Consider the following 21954-nt stretch of genomic DNA (forward strand, 5'->3'; position numbering starts at 1 on the left):
CATATTAGTGTACCTATTGCGTGAAGGGAGAATCTTATCGAAACCAGTCGACTCGACTCGGAAAGTGGAGAATAAAAACATCAAAGAAAGCGTTGACATCTTGAATAGAGTATTCATATAATAGATTTGAAATCGATTTCATTTGTAGCCTTATTCGCTTCAGCTGGTTTATAAGGTTTTGAGAGTGGAAGGAATGAACAGGGGGGAATCTGTTTTTTTATATCAAAATGAAATCGATTTCAAGAAAATGGAGTCGAATGGAGTCATACTACATTGGATGACTTAGGTACTCAAACTTTTTATACGGTTGAGAGAGGGAGGAATGAAAAAATAATTCTGTGTTCTTTTATCTTAATGAAATCGATTTCAAATAAAGAGAGTCGAAAGGAGTCATGTATGCAGTCCATAAGCAAATCGGTAAAGCGCAAGCGGGGGCATAACAAATATTTCGCGGCCGTCATGGCACTGGTTTTGCTGTTGCCGGGAGTATTCGGGGGAATGGCACGAGATACCGCTTACGCGCAGGAGACACCACCACAGACACCGCCGCAGACACAGACAGACAGCAAGTGGTATCAGAACTTTGAGCAGGCCGGAGAGGGGAAGACCTATGGGATTTCTGCCGTCGGTACCTCATCAACAGCTTCGATTACAGACCTGACACCGGGAGGCGGAAGTCGGGGAAGTGTGCGCCTGACCCAGACGAACGACAATAATCCCAGCGGCGGAGCCTGGAACACCGATATTTACGGATTCACGGTATCGCCACAGAAGGATACAGTTACAGAAGGGACCTATTATGATGCTTCTGCCTATGACTATTTAAATTTTTACGTTCTGGACACCGATGTTCATAACCCGAATGTTGTTATCCGGGATGCAGATGGGAAAGAATGGAATGCCAATACGGATCAGAATCTGTCCGTGAAGGATCAGTGGACGAGGCTTTCGATTCCGCTCGATAAGACAAAACTCGATTTTTCGCGGATTGTCTCCATTTCGCTGGGCGAGTATTGGGGCTGGGGCAACATCTATTATTTTGATGAGATGTACTTTTCCAAATCTGCTGCCGCTCTGCCGCCGGCTTATCCGGATGATGGCAATGTGCCGTCGGCGCCAGTTATGTACCAGAGCTTCGAACAACCCGGTAGTGATGGCAGCTATGGCTTGGCAGGTCAGGGAACCGCGACGATTGCCCAGCGTGTCACTGCTGATGCTGCTTACTCCTCAAGCTCCGGCAGTCTAAAAATGGTGCAGAATACCTATACGGACGGGGACGGGAAGGAACGGAACGAAGCCTGGAACACCGGCGTTTATGGAGCCGGAATTAAACCTGAAGGCAACTCGACCGTATCCGGTGTAACGTATATGGATGCTTCCCCTTTCAGTTATCTGTTGTTCTACGTCAAGGATACGACAGCCGCCGCCGGATCCAGTATACATGTTGTATTCAAGGATACCGAAGGCGGGGTCTGGGATACGGAAACAAGCGCAGCGGTCAAGACGCAGTCGAAGCAATGGGTGAAAATGACCGTAAAGTTGGACAAATCAAAAATTAATTTGTCCAGATTGCAGCAGATTGAGCTTGGATCGTACTGGGGTTACGGTAATGTATATTACTACGATGATCTTTATCTGGCCCAGAAGGAAACGGATGCTTCGCCTGCCATTAAGCCAGAGCGCACGGCCTTGTTCAATGATTTTGAGAGCCGAACCGGCTACTCTGCAGGCAGCGCTACTACCGCCGAGACCTCAGCAGATATAGCCAACGCAGCGGGCATGGCCGGTGTCAAGGTCACGACTGTCAAAAATGACTGGCCTTATGCGGCTGGGAGTTACTTGAGCGTACAGCCCAAAGCAGGCGGGACGTTCGATGCGTCAGCTTATTCATATCTTGCTTTCTATCTGAAGGACACCCAGGGCAGCAATGGTGTGGAATTCCGTATCAAGGATGCCAATGGGGGCGTCTGGGACACGTGGGGAACCGCCAAATCGACCAAGAATAAATGGGTCAATATGCAGCTTTCGCTGAAAGAAGCCTCGAAGATTGACCTGACAAAAATCGTATCCGTCGATATCGGCTTTTACAATGCCGGAGTGTATTATCTCGATGATATGTATTTTGCCATGGCCGAAGACGATGTACTGGCCGGCTTCATCAGCGGAAACCAGAATATCGGAGCGGTCTGGTATCAGAATTTCGAGACGAAAGGGCAGGACGGACAATACGGGATTACGGCAGGTACAGGGGTGAGTACCACACTCAGTATGGATAAGTCAGCCAATCCATACAACTCTGCGAGCATTCGGGCAGTGCTGTCCCAGGATTCAACCAACCCTGCCACGAATGGCATAAACGTCAAGCCGCAGGCGCTCGAAGAGTCTCCGGACAAGAACCAGCCTTACGACTATAAGGCGGAGTTCGACGCCACAAATTTCAGCCATCTGATCTTTTATGTGTGGGATGAGCAGGGCGGTCAGACGCTGTCCGTACAGTTGAAGGATGCTGGCGGAAAAACGGTAGACTGGCAGACCGGAAAGACGACAACAGCCGGCTGGAACCGGATCGCCATGCCTTTGGACAAGAGTCTGAACTTCCAATTTGCACGCCTAAGCACGGTGACGGTGACGCCTGCGAAAGCGGGGACCTATTATCTGGATGAGTTTTATTTCGCTAAAAAAGAAAGTGCAGGCTTCCCGAATGCCGGCTTTACGCAATTGGTGTTGAAGGATGTGGACGGCGAAGCGATGCCTTATTCAGGCAGTCTGCCGTTGGGTTCTTTCGAGAAGCAGAAGGACAGAACGTACCTTTCCTTAAACGGAGACTGGAAAAAAGAAAGAACCACGCTGGATTCCAATCTGTCAGCAGCACCACGGGACAGTGCCAGAACTGCCGGCCTTGAAGATGAGGCGGGCGGCAGACAGGAGACTGGCTACAACGATTCCGGCTGGGCTGGTAAGACACTGCCTCTCCCGGAGGATGAGAGCACAGCTTACGAATCGCTGAGCGGACCGGAGAACAAGAGTGACAAGTCGGGTTATCAGGGCGGGGTATGGTACCGCAAGCATTTTGAGGTGAATAGCTCTCTTGCGGGGCAGCCTGCACAGCTTACTTTCCTCGGCGTCAACTATTTCGCGGATGTATGGATCAATGGCAAATATGCGGGCGGGCATCAGGGCGGCTACACGCCGTTCGCACTGGACGCATCCAATCTACTCAATTATGGCGGCGACAATGTGATCGCTGTGCGTGTTGACAATCCGAAATGGGATAAGTTCAATAACGGGGAAATCGTGCCGTACGCGACGTCCGACTGGTTCAACTACACAGGAATCCTGCGGGACGCCTACGTTGAATTTATGCCGGACACCTATGTGGTGCGCAGTGATGTGCGTACGCTGGGTACGGATGGAGATCTGTCAGTCCGAACCTTTCTGAATCATACGGGTAAAACAGCTGAACAGGTTCAGCTGTCCTATACAATCTATGAAGCGAAGATCGGAGAGAGTAACCGGCTCAGCGAATATGCGCAGGATCTGACGGGTACGGAAGCGGCAGCGGCCCAAGGAAGCGCATTAACGGTTCCAGCCAGCGGGCAGGCGGTACAAACACTCAAGGTAAAAGTACCTAAACCGAAGCTGTGGAGTCCGTCTGAACCGAATCTGTATATTTTAAAGGTAGAGCAGAAGACCGGCGGAGCAGTAACGGACACCTTCTATACCCAGTTCGGTATCCGTACACTGGAAGCGGATGGTGTACAGCTTAAGCTGAACGGAGAGTTGGCCCCGTTCCTCACCGGGGTCGGTTATACGGAGGACAGCAGCGACAAAGGACCTTCACTGAATGATGCAACCCGGTACAGCGACCTGCTGAAGATCAAGGAGGAGCTGAAGGCTAATTTCGTCCGGACCGGGCATTTTCCGCACAGCCTGCCGACCTATCAATTTGCCGACCGGATCGGTCTGGCCATCTGGCAGGAAATTCCGGCCTATTGGTTCAGCGGAGAAGCCTTTGACCTGCAGCGTCAGCGGGGCCAGGCCAAGCAAATGATGGAGGAAATGATCTTCAGTAATTACAACCGACCTTCCGTCTGGTTCGACGGGGTCAGCAATGAGTCAGGCGGGCAGCTGGAGCGTGTCAACTTTATCCAAGAGATGCGGGATGCTGCACATGCCATCGATGGAACAAGACTGGTCGGCCAGTCCGCCGTGGCGAATCCGTACAAAGGGGTGAGCGACCATTCGCATTCCCCGGCCGATATCATCGGAATGACCATGTATTTCGGCGCCTTTTATGGTGCAAATCCAGATTTAGAGACACAGGAGGAAATTGAGGCCATCCATGCACTGCATCCAGGTAAGCCGATCATTGCTACAGAGTACGGCTACTGGTCAGGGGATGAAACCGCCTCGGACACAAGGCAGACGACGCTGTTCACCGGTACCTTCAATGCATTTGCCCGGACAGCTACACGGGCGGAGGACGGAACGCCGAACCCGGGTGGACTGTTGAGCGGTGCAGCCTGGTGGACTGCATATAACTGGTATACCAATATTACAGGCCTGCAGACGATGGGCTTGTATCATATGGACCGTACAACGCCGAAGCAAGTGAAGGATATTCTGGCCGAGCGGTATAACCGGTATAACCGGATTTCAGCCGGAACGCAGCCGAACCCGGCCGGTATCTCGGCTTGGTTCCAGAGTTTTGAGTCAGGCCGGGGGTATTTAGCTTCCTCCCCTCAGCTGCAGCTGGAATCAGCAGCAGACAGTGCGGCCGGCAACGGCACGAAGAGTCTTAAGATCACAGCGGGCTCCGGCGCCGACGGGACTTATGCCGCATTTGTTCCGCAGGGCGGCGCGATCAACAGTGATCTGACAGGTTACAATTACCTGAACTTCTACGCCAAGGACAGCGTGGGGGACAGACCTCTTTCCGTGACGCTCGTGGATGCCGAGGGGCATTCCTGGACAACGGAGACGGATGGGAAGACGGTGAAAAACGCTTGGACACGGCTGAGTGTTCCGCTTCTGAAGTCGCAGGGCGTTCCACTGTCCAGCCGGCAGTTGAATACGCTGGCGATTACCCAGATCAGGATCGGCATGAACGCTTCTGAGCAGTTATGGGTCGACAACTTCTTCGCGGCAACCTACAAGACCGGCGTGGAGCCCGCTTCGTATCCTGTTGGTTCCAGCGGCTGGTTCCAATCTTTTGAGGAGCCAGATGTGCAGGTCGGCCAGGGTGTGAATGCCACCGCGACGGTGGACCGGACATTCGGGGTCAATCCTGGAGGAACGGGAAGTGTGAAGCTGGAAGTCACTGGAGACGCCGGCTCACCGGGAGCGGATAAGCAATCTGTCATCATTAAGCCACAGGGCGGTGCAGCTTCCATAGATGCTTCCGGCTTCAATTATCTGGCCTTCTATGTAAAGGATATGCAGGGATCGAACACCGTCCACGTTACCTTTGTGGATACGGACGGCACGGTCTCCGTGAACAACTGGACCGATGTCAGTTCCGTCAAGGGGCAGTGGACGAAAGTGTATCTTCCGCTGATGAAGACCTCTGCGGATATCAGCAGTCTGAAGGAAATCCGGTTGTCGGAGTGGAATCCCGGCACCTATTATTTTGACGATCTGTACTTCGCTGAGTATCCGTCGGATGAAATTCCCGCCACATATACGGAAAAGATTCCAGAGAAGAACCGCCCGGAAGGTCAAATCAAGGTAGCAGCGGTCGGAGATAGTATCACAGCGGGAGCCGGGCTGAAATATGCCGGGGTAACGAGTTATCCGGCACAGCTCCAGTCGCTGCTCGGCAGCAACTTTGCCGTCAAGAACTTCGGCGTCAGCGGCCGCACGCTGCAAAAGGACGGCGACGATCCGTACTGGAATGAAGCCGCATTTGCGGCCAGCAAGACCTATGCTCCTGACGTCGTGGTTATCCAGCTGGGTACCAATGATACGAAAGCCTGGAACTGGAAGGAGGGGCAGAACCACTTCCTGAGCGACTATAAAGAGCTGATTCAATTGTATCAGGCGCTGCCAAGTCATCCGAAGGTCTTTGTCAATCTGCCTCCGGCAATATTCAACGACGATCCGAACCAGGCTTATGGCATTGTCAACTCCGTCCTGCAAAACGGGGTCATTCCTCTGATTCGGAAGGCGGCTGAAGCGACAGGCGCAACCCTGATCGACGTGAACGCGGCCACAACCGGAAGCAGCAGCGACTTCCCGGATAAGATTCATCCGAATCCGAAAGGAGCCTGGACTTTAGCCGATACAGTGGCCAAAGCTATCCGGGGCAAACTTTACAACATCGGGGATACGGAGGTCACTACCTGGAAAGACGGCAAGGCCGGCGCGTATTCGATTATGTATGATGATGGTATCTACGAATCTGATTTACGGTTTGCCGGATTGCATGAAAAATACAAGCTGAAAGGAACGCTCGCGCTGATCAGCGGCTGGATCGACAATGCCTATAATGACACTGGCGCTTCCACGGGTACATGGGAGCAGTGGAAAGCGCTGTTGGATAAAGGGATTTTCGATGTAGCCAGCCATACGGTTACTCACCGCAATCTGACCACGCTCAGCGCGTCAGAGATGTCCTCCGAGTTAAAGGATTCTGTCGCCCGGATCAAGGAGAAGACTGGTTATAAGCCGGAATCGCTGGCGCTCCCGTACAATACGGGCAATGCAGCGGTTGCGGCAGAAGCAGCCAAGTATTTCGTTGCTGCACGCCAGGGGGGTAACAATGCCGGCAACGCCAGCAGCACAGAGCAGTATTACAATCTGAGCAGTACAATGGTTGAAAGTACGACAACAGCTGTTCAACTGGATGATTGGACCGACTTTGGTATTGCCAAGGGCAACTGGCTGATTCTGACCGGCCATGGCAATGATGGTGAAGGCTGGTCCTCACCTCCGCTCAGCCTGTATGACAACCATTACGGATATGTAGCCCAGCGGAAAGATGCTCTTTGGAACGGTACCTTTGCCGAGGTGGGCAAATATTTGCGTGAAAGACAGAACGCTACAGCAAAGGTTACGAAAGCCCCTTCCGGTGCAATCGAGGTTAAGCTGGAGGGTACACTGGACCCGGCAGTATACAATGAGCCGTTAACCCTGAGAACGAAGGTTCCGGCAGAGTGGAACGAGGTTACTCTCACACGGGGAGCTACTTCTTATAACCTGAAGCCGGTCCGGGAAGGTGAAGGTGCATTCGTCTATTACGAAGCCGTGCCTGGAACGCAAATGCTGGTTATCAGTAAGAAGGGAACGGACACTCCGACTCCGACTCCGACTCCGGCTCCCACTCCTGATGCCGGAACACCAACAGCGACCCCTTCCGTTACCGTAGGCGCAACAGACAGTACGAAGTCTGTTCTTGCTCCCGGCACAGAGGAGCTTACGAAGGCGCTCGCTGCCGCTAAGGCAGATGCCAATGGAGTGCGGACGCTTACGTTTAAGGCTGGATCAGCTGCGGGTAAAACAACATTCGAATTGCAGCTGCCTGCCTCATATCTGGCCTCGATGAAGCAGGTGCGGATCCAATTCGTTACCTCTGCAGGAAGTCTGCTACTTCCGGGGGATATGTTTGCGGGCATGGCTAAAGACGCGAAGCAGATTGCAGTGTCCGTTAAGCTCGCGGATCTGTCCGGTGCGGATGGAGACGTTAAGCAGGCTGCGGGCAGTCGTCCGGTTGTCGAGCTTGGCGCAGCCGTGGACGGCAACCCTGTCAGCTGGAAGAACAATCTAGCGACGGTTACGTTCCGCACGCCTTACCAGCTTTCCTCCGCCGAAGCGCTCAACCCGTCTCAACTGACGTTCTGGCAGATCGGGGCAAACGGCAAGGGACAGCCGGTAGTCAGCGGACGATATGACAGCACAGGCAGAGAGATGCAATTCACCACACATCACTTCAGCCGCTATGCCGTTGTCTCTGTAGCCAAGAGTTTCGGCGATCTGGGCCGCTACGGCTGGGCGCAGGCAGCGGTGGAAGCTCTTGCCTCTAAGGGAGCTATCCAGGGAGTCTCGGAGCAATCGTATTCGCCTGCGCAGACTATTACCCGCGCAGATGCGGTGGTCATGATTATGCGGCTGTTTGATCTGCAGGCGCAAGCCTCCAATTCCTTTACGGATATAGCGCAGGCTGATTATTACTATGAAGATGTGAATGCTGCCCGGACGCTGGGCATTGTTCGCGGTACGGGCAGTGATGAGTTCCGGCCGAAGCAGCCGGTAACCCGTCAGGAAATGATAATGATGATGGACAACGCCATGCTTGCGGCAGGCAAGGAGCACTCCGTGGGCAGCGGGGAGGCATTGCCGGAATTCAGGGATGCTTCTAAGGTATCCGCTTATGCCAGGGAAAGTGTAGCCCGTGCGGTTTCGGCTGGTTTGTTCCAGGGCTATAACGGTTACTTGCAGCCCGTTTCGCCGATCACAAGAGCGGAAGCTGCTGTCACGCTTTACCGGTTGTATGGAATCATGTATTAGTTGAATTGGCGGGCCGTTTCTGCGAATGTTTTGCGGTGACAGGCCACCATCAAGTTTAAAAGCATAAAAGTTAATAAGAGCAGCGCTCCTCCTGTTATTGGAGGAGCGCTGCTCCATTTTTTGGTCCATGGCTTCTCGCTTCAATAGATTGTGGGCTAGTGAAAGCCAACCGACTTCTAGCGTCATTTTGCCGATGCCCCGAAGCAGAAAACGCCGGAAGCTCCGGTTATTTTTCAGTGGTCCAAATACACTTTCCGGCTCCGTCATTCAACGTACAGCTCCTGCTTCACTCCGCAACTGTTCCCGCGCTTGGTACTGGTATCGTAGCCATTCCAGACGGATGGCCACCTCCCGATTTCCTGCCGCTTTCGTGAAACGCTCCTTTAGGGGGCAGCCGTCACAAGAACTGCTTCGGTAATGACGTCTACGAATTTCATAGCCGCTCTCTAAGGTCTCCTTGCTTTCCCAGTGGAAATGCAGCATTTTCCCGGCTGGGCACGTCCAGTACTTCATTTTACCAAAGGATGGTTTCTTTTTTGCGTTTTTTAAAGATTGTAGCTCCATTTCCCGCTTAAACAGCGGAGAGGACGGAACGACCCGCGTAAAAGCGGCAGCGGTCGCCTTTATCCCCGGATTTTCACCGCGAAGGAGAATACATAAAATCTGGGGACCACAGCGATTGGAACAACGGTCCGTTCACGGTGCGTCGACCCAAGTAGCTTACGAATCTCATATGTATAGATAAGGGCTGAAAGAAGGGAACGAAAGGTTATTGAAATCGATTTCATTGATGTTATAATGGGTTTATCAAACCTTGAAAGTATGTGAACAAATGAAGGATAGCAAAATTATCGATGTTGCCCGGATTGCCAATGTCTCGCCCGCGACGGTATCCCGTGTATTGAACGACAGTCCGCTGGTAACCAAGGAAACGCAAAATAAGGTATTGAAGGCCATTCAGGAATTGAATTACACACCGAACGCCATGGGCAAGCAACTCCGATCCCGAAAGACCATGACGCTCGGCGTCGTCGTACTCGATATCGGGATATCTTATCATGCCGAGATTATCAAGGGCATAGAACAAAAGGCAAACGCAATGAATTACAAAATCCTCATCTGCAACTCACAAAATGAGAAGATGAAGGAACTGGAGTATTTGTCGCTGCTTCAGAACCGGACTGTGGACGGCATTATCCTGGTGTCGCCAATGCTGAGCGACGGGGAGATCGCATCCTTCGCAGGTGAAGGCTATGCCATTGGGGTTATCGGACGGCGCCTTGGACATCTTAACATTCCTTGTTCCACTACGGATAACTGGAAAATCGGCCATGATGTGGTCACTCACCTGGTGGCAAACGGGCACCGGCGGATTGCTTATCTGAACGGCTACGAGGAGGCGCTGGACAGCATCGAGCGGCTGCAAGGATTCAAGGAGGGGCTGGCTGAAGCGGGACTACCTTTTCTGCCAACTCTAGTTGACAAAGGAGATTTTTCCGAAGATGGAGGATACGCGGCTTTCCGTCGTTTATGGGAAGAGAGCAGCGATTTTACAGCGGTATTTGCCGCCAATGACGAGATGGCACTCGGAGTATACAAAGCTTGCTCTGAGTATGGGATTGCAATTCCAGACCGCATGGCGGTGGTGGGTGTCGACAATATCCGGATTACCAACTATGTTTCGCCTAAGATTAGCTCCGTTGAACAGCCGCTGTACGAGTTGGGGGGGCTGCTGGCGGACAAGGTTATTGATCAAATCAACGGTGATCTCCAGCCGGGTCAAAAGGATTTTGTGATCAATTCCAGGCTAATTGTCAAAGGTTCTTCGCAAAAAGGAGCTGATTCGATATGAATGCCTACTCACGCGGCTAAGAACAACACTATCTTTTGAGGGGGGATCATACATGAAAATGCCGCACAGAAAAGTAGATCGCTACTTCGGGAAGTTTTTTTCTGTAATGGTAGTTACGATATTTCTGACTATTTCCATACTGTCCATCATTCTGTATATGAATTTTGAGAAAATCGCGCTCAGCCAGTCCTACGATCAGACGATGGACAATCTGGCGCAGACGACTCAGGAAGCCTCCGTGATGGCTGTGACCGCCGCCACGTTCGCCAAGCAGATTCATAGCGACCAGAATATCGCCAATCTGCTTAATTTTCCCGACCTCAGCGCTCAGGACATCGATAGTTCCATCCGCCAGTTAACCAATTACCGTGAAACCTCGCCGTTTATCGATTCCATCTATGTTTATAATGCCGAGTCACGCACCTTCTATATCACTTCGGATATGAGCGTGCCCTCGGTGTTCAGCGAGGCGGAATTTTACGACCAGGAACTGAGCAGCATGCTCCAGCATGTGAATGATTACAAAACACTGATGCCGATTCCCCGTAAGCTGAAGATCGACGGGCTCGTTGGAAATATCGCGGAGCGGGAAAGGGATACGTATACATTTTTGCTATATGACACGCTCAGCAAGAAGCCGCGGAAGAATGCGGTTGTCGTCAACATCAAGGAGACGCAGCTGCAAAAACATATCGACGGTTCGCTGACGAATGATCCGACGAATACCTTTCTGATCGACGAGAACGGCACGCTTGTTACAAACAGCTGGAAGACACCGATGCTGACCAACCTTAAGGGAACGCCGTATATTGACCGGATCTTGCGCGGACCGGACGATTCCGGGTATTTTGCCGCTGAGGTGGATCATGTCAAAAGTCTAGTCACCTACAGCAGTCCGGACTATCTGGGCTGGAGATATATCCGCATTGTGCCTTATTCAGTGATCAGCCGGAATATCGATAGTATGCGGATCAAAACGCTGATCGTTGCGGGGGCTATCCTGTTCGCCGGACTCGCAATCTCCTCACTGCTGTCCCAGCGGATCTTCAGCGGGCTGAACCATAAGCTCTCCCGGCTGGGTAAGCTGGAAACAGAACAGCGGGAGAGCGTCCAGGCGATGCGCTCGGAATATCTCCGCAGCCTGTTGAACGGGTATACACAGATGAACGCCGGGCATGCAGCCGCGCGGTTTGAACGGTACGGCATTCCGCTGGATCCTGCACAGCCGGTCCGTGTCCTGCTGATTTTGGTGGACGATCACCTCCTGTTCGTGAACCGGTACAAAGCGGAGGACCGCAAGCTGCTGCTCTACGGAGTGCTCAACATTGCCCAGGAGCTCTTCGCCGCCGCTGGCATTCCAGCCGCTGCGGCGGATATCGGGGATGAACAGGCGGCGGTGCTGCTTCAGATGTCCGGCGAAGCCGAAGGTGACCGGGAGCGGTGCAGAGATTATGCCGCTTGGATTCAAACTGCGGTCAGCGAATATTTAAAGCTATCGGTCACTGTATCCTCAAGCCTAAGCGGTCCGGGGATCGAAGCGGTGCATGCCTTGTATCAGCAAGCAGTGGAAGCCTCATACAGCTGGGTATTCAGCGGAGCCGGCAGCCATATCGAAGCCGAAGAAGTGGAACAGAACAAGACCAAACGTTATGAATATCCGCTGCAGAAAGAAAAGCAGATGATTGATGAGCTGATGCTGGGGCGGATAGCTGATGTAAGGCAGCTGTTCCGTGAGATCATTATAGATACGGCTGATTATACCTATATATCCTACCAGTTTGCCGTTTCACACCTGACCTTTGCGCTGCAGAACGCACTGCGGATTATCCGGCAGCATTCTCCGTCGAACGAGGACTGGGAGTTCATTAACCTGCACCTGTATATGCCTCATTCCCGGGCAGAGACGATGGGGCAGTTCATTGAACGTTGTATGTCCCTGTTTGATCAGCTGGAGAATCAGATGAATGAACGGAAAAAGAGCCGGCATGATGAATTGCCGTGCCGGATCAAAAAAATTCTCGATGAACGGTATGCCGATCCGAATCTGTCTCTGGACATGCTGGCAGACGAGCTCGGCATGTCCGCCACCTATCTCGGGCGCGTGTTCAAACAGCATACGCTGCAGACGATACTCGGTTATATCCAGGAGGTGCGGATGAGCAGAGTGCGCGAGCTGCTCCTGCATACGGATGCCCCTGTCGGAGAAATCGCAGAACGCGCCGGCTTCTCGAACAGCCCGTACTTTTTTAAAGCGTTCAAGAAGTATAACGGTGTAACGCCTGCGGAATACCGCAGAACGGGCCGGGACCGAACGGATGAGGATGGTGTAGAGTCAGGCATTGCTGCTGAATAGACGGAGGCGTTCCGTGGCGGGAAAACCGCATAGGAACGCCTTTTTTAACGGATAGAAGTAGCAATTAAGCAGTCAGTTCGGAAAAAATTAGTCTGCTTTTTAAGCGGAAAGTGAGTCATATCGCATATGGTAAGTTGCCCGGAAATAGTCTCTATCCTAGTATAGAGTTTGTAGCCGGGAGTACCGGCGGAACATACAAACAGAAGGAGAAGGAGGCCGATTCGATGTCCGGAAAGGGCGGGATCATCCGGGAGCTGCGTCAGAGCAAGACGCTTCTGCTAATGATTGCACCAACCATTGTGTTTTTCATTGTGTTTAGTTACATCCCGATGATAGGCGTGTATTACGCCTTTACGAAGTTTGATTTTGACGGAGGGCTGTTTGGAAGCCAATTTGTCGGGATGGAGAATTTTAAGTTCTTATTTAATACTGGAGTGTTGTGGAATCTGACCAAGAATACCGTGCTGTATAATCTGGCGTTCATTTTACTGGGTAATATCATGCAGATTATTTGTGCCGTATTCCTTGCTCAGCTGTCCGGCAAGCTGTTTAAGAAGACAGCCCAGTCGCTGATGTTTCTTCCCTATTTTCTGTCCTGGGTGCTGGTAGGCGCGTTCGTCTATAACCTGTTCTCAGATCTTGGGGTAGTCAACAGTGTACTTAAGCAGCTTGGACTTCATTCCTATGATTTCTACCTGCATACGGCACCATGGAAGTTCATTATTGTGTTCTTTAGTGTCTGGAAAGGACTTGGCTATGGTACTGTCATTTATTTGGCAGCCATTATGGCGATCAGCGATGAATATTACGAAGCAGCGAAAATCGACGGGGCGACTATCTTTCAGCAAATCCGCAATATTACGCTGCCGTTGCTGAAGCCTACATTCATTCTGCTGATTCTGTTCAGTCTAGGCGGCATTATGAAGGGGCAATTCGACCTGTTCTATCAGATTATCGGCAGCAATGGTATGCTCTACGATGCCACAGATATTATCGATACGTTTGTGTTCCGTTCCCTGACAGTCAATTTTGACATCGGTATGGGTACGGCAGCCGGCCTGTATCAATCATTCTTCGGCTTCGCTTTAATTATGATTGTCAATTACATCATCCGTAAGACGAACAAGGACTACTCTTTGTTTTAGAAAGGAGGTATACGCATGAGTACCCAAGTCAAACAACTAGCCAAGGCGGATGCCTCCAAAGGCAGCCGGATCAAGCAGGACAAGGAGACCATCTTTTTTAATATCATCGGCTACATGCTGTTAACACTCGTTTCCCTGATCTGTCTCATCCCCTTCTGGCTAATCGTCGCCGGTTCTTTTACCGATGAGATGGAGATTATCTCAAAAGGCTTTCAATTGTTCCCGGACACGGTCTCGTTCGAGGCGTACAAGTCCTTATTCAGTACGCCGGCGCAAATATACCGGGCTTATGGTGTAACAATCGGTGTGACCATCGCCGGTTCGCTGCTGGGCATTTTCCTGACCTCGATGGCAGGGTATGTCCTTTCCCGCAAGGATTTCGCGATGCGCAACAGTATTTCGTTCTTTATTTACTTCACAACGCTGTTCAGCGGCGGCCTGATTCCCTGGTATATTCTCATGACCAAAAATCTGGGGCTCAAAGACAGCTATTGGGCGCTAATTCTGCCTCCGCTGCTGAGTGCCTGGAACATTATCCTGATGCGCAGCTTCATGAAGTCGATCCCTGAATCCATTGTAGAGTCCGCCAAAATTGATGGCGCCGGTGACTTCAAAATCTACCAGAGGCTGATTTTGCCGCTGTCGACGCCGGGACTGGCCACAATCGGGCTGTTTCTAGCACTCGGCTACTGGAACGATTGGTTCAATGCCAATATGTTCATTACAACGGATAGTAAATATCCGCTACAATTCCTGCTCTATAAAATCCTGTCCAGCGCAGCGGTGCTGCGGTCGAATAACGGGGCCTACCTGGCCGCTAATGTCGTGCCGCCGACAGAAACACTCAAAATGGCCGTTGCTGTAGTGGCGACAGGGCCAATTATCCTGCTGTATCCTTTCGTTCAGCGCTACTTCGTGAAAGGGCTTACGGTTGGAGCGGTCAAAGGTTAGAACCGGCTTGCCGGCTAACATAGTATTTTTTTAAGCAGTAAAGGGCAGGTCAGACAGGCTCGAAGCATCTAGAACATTAATTGAGGAGGAATCAAGTTGGGAAAAATCAAAAAAAGATGGACGCTGCTCGTCTCGCTCTCCATGCTGGCATCGCTGCTGGCAGGCTGTGGCGGATCGAATGACAATGCGGCGGGAAAGAACAATCCGGATCCGTCTGGAAGCAATGCCAGCCCATCGGCAAGTGAGGCTACAGCAAAAAAGGTAAAACTGACCTGGTATCTGGTCGGCGATACGCATAAGGATATGGACGAGGTGATGGCCAAATGGAACAAGATGCTGGAAAAGGATCTGAACACTACGGTCGATCTCAAGTTTACTACCTGGAACGACTGGCAGACTAAATATAATCTGCTGCTAACCTCGGGTGAGAAGATTGACATGATCTTCGCATCAAGCTGGGCAGATTTCTACAAGTTGTCCAAGCAGGGAGCGTTCCTGGATCTGACGAAGCTGCTCCCTGAATATGCGCCGGTAACCTGGGGCAATGTGCCGAAGGATGACTGGGGCTCCGTCACGGTCGGCGGCGGTATTTACGCAGTGCCGAATACGAATCCGGAATATACGCCATCCGGCTACGTCTACCGGGAGGACTGGCGCAAGGAATTGGGTCTGCCGGAGTTCAGCGACCTGAATTCGATTGAGGCTTACATGGATGCCGTGAAGACGAAGAAGCATGTTACCCCGATCAATGGCTTGGTCTATGATAACGTGAACGTCCTGTTCAAATCCTGGAATGATTTCCAGATGATTGGCGGAACCGAGCTGATCGGAGCCACTTCTTACGATACTCCGCGTGACATTCAAATCGTACCGTTTACCGACAAGTACGAAGCCTGGGTCAAGAAGATGAAGGAGTGGGCAGACAAGGGCTACTGGAACAAAAACTCGCTGTCCTCGAAGCAGGAAGCCGGCGATTTCATCAAGACCGGACAAGGTGCGATCTACTGGCGCAACCCGTCCAGTGCCGGAGGCTTTATTAATGAGGTGAAGGCCAAAAAACTGAATATGGATATCGGCTACTTCCCATTCACCCGGTTCCACAATTATGTAATGCCGACACTGCCAAGCTCGAACGCGATGGCTATTCCGAAGAGCTCGGAGAATCCGGAACGCTCGCTGATGGTGCTCGACAAGCTTCGCAACGACCCTGCTTACTTTGATCTGATGACCTACGGGATCGAAGGCAAGCACTGGGCCAAGGGCAAAGATCCCAAATCGATTGTCATTCCGGCACCGGGTGTCGATCTTAATGTGACGCCTCGTTTCGATATCGCAAGCTGGGGCTGGCGCTATGAGCCCAACATGCTGAAAGAAGAAGGAGGCTGGGACGGTCTCGATAAGCTGAAGGAAGAATTCAAGCCAATCAGCAAGCCGGATATTTTCGGACCTATTTATATGGATTATGATCCGGTCAAAACCGAGCTTGCAGCAGTTAACCAGGTGTTTGAGCAATACGGCAAACCGCTGATGCTCGGACTGATACCTGATGTGGATGCTGCACTCAAGACCTACCGCGACAAGCTGAAAAAAGCCGGGATCGATAAACTCTTGGCTTATGTGAAGGAACAATCGTATCAGTATTTTGACGAAAAAGGAATTAAATAAAACTTGGAATGATGAGGAACAGCGGCGGAGGCAATTTCGCCGCTGTTCCGTTCATAATCAGAGAAGAAAGGGTCAAGTCATCCAAACTGTTAGCACTATAAGGGCATTTTGAGAAGTTCATATTATTCAGGGAGAGTGAACTGTTATGGCAATCAAAAAAATGCTGACTCTGGCAGTTGTTCTGGCTATTTCCGTGCCCATGGGGGCGGTGTCCTCACCGCAGCAGGCGCAGGCTGCAGGTGAAAACGTACAGGTATGGTTGTCCAATCCCAATACAAATACTTGGTTGGCAAGACAATCGGATGTCAGCTTCTCTGCATCCAGCGCAGGTGCCGACTATTCGATTGGTGTCAATGAGGGAAGAACGTATCAGACGATGGACGGTTTCGGAGCTTCACTCACAGATTCATCCAGCTGGCTGCTGCAAAATAAACTGTCTGCAGCCAAAAGAACCGAGGTCATGAACCAGCTGTTCAGCGCTGGCGGAATCAACATCAGCGCCCTCCGCCAGCCGATCGGCGCTACTGACTTCAACTGGGAAATGTGGACTTATGATGATACGTACGGGAATAGTGATGATATGAACCTGAGCGCTTTCTCCCTCTGGAGGGATGAAGCCTATATCCGCCCTATGCTTAATCAGGCCTATAACATTAATCCGGGCCGCATCAAGCTGTTCGCCGCCCCATGGAGTCCTCCCGCCTGGATGAAGAAGACACCAAAAAGCCTCTACGGTGATATGGGCGGCACCTTGCGTGAGGAATGCTATGATGCCTATGCCAATTATCTGGTGAAATATCTGCAGCAGTATGCCGCACTTGGAACGCCTATCTATGCCCTCTCCCTGCAGAATGAACCGAAAAATGCCCCACACTATCCCGGACTTCTAATGTCTGCCGGTGAACAAAGCAATCTGATCAAAGTGCTGGGACCGAAGCTTGCACAGAACGGACTTAACACTCAAATTATGGCTTATGACCATAACTATGACGATATTAGCTATGCCAAGTCAGTGCTGGAATCTGACGCATCTGTCTATACGCAGGGCAGTGCTTTTCATTATTATTCAGCCCTCAGCCATCCCAACCTGACCACGCTGCATAACCTGTTTCCGACCAAACGGATCTGGTTCACGGAAGGCGGCAGCGGAACGTGGATTGGCGGCGGGACGAACGCAGGAATGTTCCAGGATCTGATGATGCATATGATCCGCTTCCCCAGAAACTGGGCAAAGTCCTATATCATGTGGAATGTCGCGCTGGATCAGAATGGCGGCCCTGCGCTCGCCGGAATTGATACGGCCAACCGCGGCCTGCTGACCATCCGCTCTGACACTACGGACTCAGTAACCTACAATCCGCAATTTTACGGTTTGGGGCACAGCAGTAAATTTGTCGACCTGAATGCGTCCCGTATTGATTCGAATACGTTTGAGAACAGCATGGAGGACGTAGCCTATAAAAATCCGGACGGCTCCATTGCGCTTGTGTTGTCCAACCGGCTCTCCAGCACTAAAACCGTCAAGATTCAGTGGAATTCCCAGTCATTCACGTACACGGTTCCTGCCGGTGGTGCGATCACATTCAAATGGTGGTCCAACTCGGCCCCGGTGACCGGCGGCACCTATAAGATTTTGAGCAAAGCAAGCGAAATGGCCCTGGATGTGACTGATGGTTCTACGGAGAATGGCGCGCTTGTCCAGCAATGGGAATATGCAGGCGGAAATAACCAGCGGTGGACGATCAGCGATGCAGGAAGCGGGTATGTCAACATCGTTAACACAGCCAGCGGTAAAGGCCTGGATGTGATAGATGGCTCCACCGCGGATCGTGCGGGCGTTCAGCAGTGGGCGCTTACGGGTACAGGAGGATATAATCAGCAGTGGAAGCTTGAAGCAGTTGGCGGCGGCTATTATAAGGTTGTGAACAGACAAAGCGGCAAAGTGCTGGATATTCCAAGCTCTTCAACCATGAACGGTACCAAAATCCAGCAGTGGTCCTATTTCGGAGCGGACAATCAGCTATTCTTCTTTGTAGCACCGTAAGGTTTGATTTGTACGCCAAAAAGCCCGCACAAACGCGGGCTTTTTGGCGTGTGGTGCGCCCTGCACGGGCGATAACCTGGCGGTGAAAGTTCGTTACAGGCTTGACAGTTAACGCCGCAAGTCGATTTCAAAAGTCTTAATCTCATAAGGTTCAAGGACAAAGCAGATACCAGCATCGTTATGCATTTCGCCAGCTGATTGTTCCATCAGGTTCGTTTCTCGCCATCCATGAATCTGCAGACCGCTCGTCAGCTCCAGCGTGTTGGAGCTTCCGGAGTAATCGTGAATACGCACGATGATGCAGTCTGAATCCTCTGCTTTTTTGACTGCCGAGATCATAGCAGTATCGCCCGACAAGGCGAACATGGAGCGGCTTGGCTGTTCTGCATGCCCCTTCGTATAGCGAATTGGGGCATTCAGGAACCAGGCTTGCTTGACGGTCTGTCCGGCCAGCCAATCCCCCTGATGCGGTAGAAGGGCATAGGTGAAGCGGTGCAGCCCCTGATCCGCATGCGGATCAGGATGTGTAGCGCTTTTGATCAGCGACAGCCGCAGGACATTGTTTTTAATATCATAACCGTACTTGGAGTCGTTCAACAGGCTGACACCATACCCTTTGTCAGACAGATCAGCCCATTGATGCCCGACCGATTCGAAGCGCGCCCAATCCCAGCTCGTATTCCAATGAGTCGGCCGTTTCACGTTGCCGAACTGAATGTCATAGGTTGCCTCTGTAGACCGGATGCCAACCGGAAAAGCTGCCTTCAGCAATTGCTGCTTCTCGTGCCAATCGACTTCGGTCACATAATCAATACGCCGGTTCGCGGCATAGACAATCAGGTTCTGCGTAATTGTGGAATTCCGGTACTGCCAATGGAACCGGATGACGGCCCGAAGCGAACCGGTCTCAATGACTTCGATTGACGAACAATCTCGAATCTCAGTCATTTTTTCCTGATAGAAGATATCAATATCCCAAGCTTCATGTGCCAGAGGCTTATCCTCAAACACCTGCAACAGATTACCGTTAGCTCCTTTAGCCAGTACTTCCCGCCGTGCTGCTTTATCGTAAATGCGGGTTAACTGCCCGGCTTCGTTCCACGCCAATTGATAAAAAGGGGTTTCAATTCCACGTTCTGTATGGCTGAATGGTGCCAGCCCGGAATGGACGGATTCGGCATCGCTTTGGAAATGAATCGTTGTATACCCGAGCGAAGGTATATCTTTCACTTCAATATACCAAATGCCTGTATCCATCTGGGCATTCAAGCGTATCCCTGCATCGCTTAACCAGTATCCTTGTTTTATCTCCGTAGAAGCGGGAATAGCCACAAGCTCTGTGATACTCCATGGTGAGGAATTCCACACCGAAAAGCTTCCTGCTGTTATCCCTGTTGCGATCGCAGCCCGGGCTTGTGTGTCGATCTGACTGCCGATCTGCCACGCTTCTCCGTATTCGACTCTGCTGTCTTCGTACACCTCTTGGATGGAAGAGCCGGGAATGATGTCATGGAACTGATTGCGCAGAATGATTTTCCAGCCTGAAGTCAGCGGTTTGGCTTGGTACAGATTCCAGTCTTCCTGCAAAATGCTTTGCAGAGCGTTCAGCCACTCGGCTTCACGATAGGCTAGTTCGAGCTTACGGTTCATCTGTTTGTTATAAGCTTGGCTGGTATACGTTCCGCGGTGATACTCCAGATACAATTCGCCGTCCCAGGTATGAATGTATGAATCGGTATCCGCCACCGTCTGCTGCAGCTTGTCGAAATAGGCATCCGCACGTCCGGTAGTTACCTTTGGGAGCCCGGGCAACTGATCCAGGCGCCGCCGCATCTCGAGCATTTCACGGTTCACGCCGCCACCGCCGTCACCATAGCCATAGGACAGCAGCAGTTCCTGATTCATCTCCTTGTCGCGGTAGGCATCCCATATTCCTTTGACCGTCTTGGGGATGATTTTCCCGTTATAGGTGTAGAACCATGACCCTGGCTCCGACCACGGTTCAGGTGTTGTGATGAAATGGGTCAATACCTCCGAGCCGTCAATGCCGCGCCAATGGAACGTATCGAAAGGCATCCGGTTATACTGGTTCCAGCTGATTTTCGTGGTCATGAAGGTATGAATGCCCGATTTTTTCAAAATTTGCGGCAGGGACCAGCTGTAACCGAACACGTCCGGCAACCATAAGTATCTGCATTCGGAACCGAACTCCTCCTTAAGGAAACGTGTACCGATCAGCAATTGCCGAACTAGCGATTCGCCAGAGGTCAGATTGCAGTCCGCTTCAAGCCACATGCCGCCACCAGCTTCCCAGCGTCCTTCCGCAATGCGCTCTTTAATGGATTCATAGAGCTCCGGGTAATCTTCTTTCACATATTCATATAGCTGAGGCTGTGTCTGCAAAAAAACATACTCCGGGAACATTTCCATCAGCCGCATCACCGTAGAGAAGGACCGTGCACATTTCTCTCGCGTATGCTTAAGCCGCCACAACCAGGCAACGTCTATATGGGTATGGCCAATACAGGTGATGCTTACATCGGATAGTTTGTCCATAGCTTCCAGGCAGGCGGTAAGATGGTCTCTGGCTTCGTAGACAGAGATGAAAAACGCCTCTGATTCAGGGTCTGCCCAGTCGATCATACGGAAGGATTGCTGGAGCACTTGCAGCAGCTTGGTCCGCTCCGGCGCATTGGGGTCCAGGATTTTTACGGTTTCGAGAATGGCCGTCCCGGTGAACACAAGATCATCTATTTTCTCATCCAGCCAACATAACTCCGCCTGTTTGAGGGTATGGGTCTGATTGCGCGGTTGTCCGCCTCCTTCAAGACCCGACCATAAACGGAAGACCAGCTCAGCAGAGTGGCCTGCCGCCGAAGCCGGAAGAAACACTTCCTTGTGATTGGAATCGACGCCTTGAAATGGTTTGCCTTCCCAATAGAAAAGGGATTCAAATCCGGAGTTGTTTCCACCCCCGGTATCGCCAAAATCAAACAACCCGACGATGCGCTTATGTTCCCATGATAAAGGGATTTCAGCATGAGTATGTAGCCACAAATAGAGATCCCGGCCACTCCAGGTCTCGTTAATATGCATTGTCTGCCAATGGGCTTCGGCACCTGGCACCGTAGGATTAATATCTTCCCGGTGGTCTTCGCAAGCAAGAAATACGCTCAGCGTCTTCCGGTCCCGGTAACGGAGTGCGGATAATTCATGAATACGTGCCTGCAGCTTGTTTTCGGTAAGGAACATCGTGTGGACCTCCAATTCATATAATCGGAGGGTGAATAGTTTATAGGGATAGATCCAAATGGGGTAAAAGTGAATAACTTAGGGGAATGCGCTCATTATAGCGGTTTCCTTTCCTTTTGACAATTGAAAGTTGAGTGGAAGGCACTGCATGTTCTCTTTATTGCCTAAATTTAACGAACGGTGATAC

General features: G+C 51.4%; 8 protein-coding genes and 1 pseudogene. 7 read left to right on the forward strand and 2 right to left on the reverse strand.

Annotation, left to right across the window (positions count from 1 at the left end; genetic code table 11):
• Positions 1–459: 459 nt before the first annotated feature.
• Positions 460–8505: an S-layer homology domain-containing protein gene (locus A3848_RS11805; RefSeq protein ID WP_178381982.1), complete on the forward strand. Its 8046-nt coding sequence runs from the start codon at positions 460–462 to the stop codon at positions 8503–8505.
• Positions 8506–8622: 117 nt separating this feature from the next.
• Here A3848_RS11805 and A3848_RS31310 read toward each other — a convergent pair.
• Positions 8623–9009 (reverse strand): annotated as a pseudogene (locus A3848_RS31310) (transposase); the annotation flags it as partial.
• Between the two features lie 328 nt (positions 9010–9337).
• Here A3848_RS31310 and A3848_RS11820 point away from each other — a divergent pair.
• From A3848_RS11820 to A3848_RS11845, 6 genes are all read left to right on the forward strand, one after another.
• On the forward strand, positions 9338–10357 hold the full coding sequence (locus tag A3848_RS11820) for a LacI family DNA-binding transcriptional regulator (protein WP_074085139.1): 1020 nt from the start codon (positions 9338–9340) through the stop codon (positions 10355–10357).
• Positions 10358–10409: 52 nt separating this feature from the next.
• Positions 10410–12710: an AraC family transcriptional regulator gene (locus A3848_RS11825; protein WP_074085140.1), complete on the forward strand. Its 2301-nt coding sequence runs from the start codon at positions 10410–10412 to the stop codon at positions 12708–12710.
• 224 nt (positions 12711–12934) lie between these two features.
• A complete protein-coding gene (locus A3848_RS11830) occupies positions 12935–13855 on the forward strand; it encodes an ABC transporter permease (protein ID WP_038599402.1) in 921 nt (306 codons plus the stop codon).
• Between the two features lie 15 nt (positions 13856–13870).
• Positions 13871–14806, forward strand: a complete 936-nt coding sequence (locus tag A3848_RS11835) for a carbohydrate ABC transporter permease (RefSeq protein WP_074085141.1) — start codon at positions 13871–13873, stop codon at positions 14804–14806.
• A gap of 96 nt (positions 14807–14902) precedes the next feature.
• On the forward strand, positions 14903–16471 hold the full coding sequence (locus A3848_RS11840) for an extracellular solute-binding protein (RefSeq protein WP_083612093.1): 1569 nt from the start codon (positions 14903–14905) through the stop codon (positions 16469–16471).
• A gap of 145 nt (positions 16472–16616) precedes the next feature.
• Positions 16617–18515: an RICIN domain-containing protein gene (locus A3848_RS11845; protein WP_074085142.1), complete on the forward strand. Its 1899-nt coding sequence runs from the start codon at positions 16617–16619 to the stop codon at positions 18513–18515.
• A 108-nt stretch (positions 18516–18623) separates the two neighbouring features.
• On the opposite strand, the gene A3848_RS11850 is transcribed toward A3848_RS11845, so the two are convergent.
• Positions 18624–21767: an alpha-mannosidase gene (locus A3848_RS11850; protein ID WP_074085143.1), complete on the reverse strand. Its 3144-nt coding sequence runs from the start codon at positions 21765–21767 to the stop codon at positions 18624–18626.
• Positions 21768–21954: the final 187 nt, after the last annotated feature.

Origin of the sequence: Paenibacillus sp. P32E (assembly GCF_001909085.1) — a bacterium.
Classification (GTDB): domain Bacteria; phylum Bacillota; class Bacilli; order Paenibacillales; family Paenibacillaceae; genus Paenibacillus_AQ; species Paenibacillus_AQ helianthi.